Annotated in this window: 1 protein-coding gene; it reads left to right on the top strand. The window is 65.9% G+C overall.

What is annotated here, in order from left to right:
* Positions 1 to 34 precede the first annotated feature (34 nt).
* On the top strand, positions 35 to 1003 hold a 969-nt coding region (locus E1258_RS32815; protein WP_243715843.1), incomplete at its 3' end, for an acyltransferase domain-containing protein.

The following is a 1003-nucleotide window of genomic DNA, read 5'->3' as shown; positions in this document are numbered from 1 at the left end:
GGATGTGGGTTTTTCGTTGGCTACTGGGCGTTCGGTGTTTGAGCATCGGGCTGTGGTGTGTGGTGCCAGCCGGTCGGATTTTTTGCGTGGTTTGACGGCGGTGGTTGATGGCGAGTCTGTGTCGGGTGTGGTGTCCGGGGCGGTGGTTGAGGGTGGTACGGGTTGGTTGTTTTCTGGTCAGGGTTCGCAGCGTGTGGGTATGGGTCGGGGGTTGGTGGGCCGGTTTCCGGTGTTCGCGGAGGCGTTGGCTGAGGTGTGTGGTGTGTTGGACGGGTTGTTGGAGCGGCCTTTGGCTGGGGTGTGGGATGAGCCTGAGTTGTTGGATCGGACGGGGTTCGCGCAGCCGGGGTTGTTCGCGTTTCAGGTGGCGTTGGCGCGGTTGTGGCGGTCGTGGGGTGTGGTTCCGGATGTGGTGGGTGGTCATTCGGTTGGTGAGTTGACGGCTGCGTATGTGGCGGGGGTGTGGTCGTTGGAGGATGCGTGTCGGGTGGTGGCTGCGCGGGCTCGGTTGATGCAGGCGCTTGCTCCTGGTGGGGCGATGGTGGCGTTGCCGGTTTCGGAGGAGCGGGTTCGGGCGGTGCTTCCGGTGGGGGTGGATGTCGCGGCGGTGAACGGGCCGCGGTCGGTGGTGGTGTCCGGGCCGGAGCAGGCGGTGTTGGCGGTGGGGGATCGGTTTGTGGGGTCGCGTCGGTTGCGGGTTTCGCATGCGTTTCATTCGCGGTTGGTGGAGCCGATGTTGGCGGAGTTCGGTCGGGTGTTGGCTGATGTGGAGTTTCGTCAGCCGGAGGTTGCGGTGGTGGGTGCGCGGGTGGGTGATCCGGCCTTCTGGGTGGGGCAGGTGCGGGACACGGTGCGGTTCGTTGACACGGTGGCCGGGATGCGTGGGCAGGGTGTGGGCCGGTTCGTGGAGATCGGCCCGGATGCCACGTTGAGTGGGTTGGTGGCGCAGTGTCTCGATGACACGCCGGTGGTGGTGGCGAGCCTGCGCAAGGACCGCGACGAG

The sequence above is a fragment of the Micromonospora sp. KC207 genome (assembly GCF_004348615.1).
GTDB lineage: Bacteria > Actinomycetota > Actinomycetes > Mycobacteriales > Micromonosporaceae > Micromonospora.
Note: the sequence above shows the minus strand (reverse complement) of the source record. Positions and strands in the feature narration are given on the sequence as shown.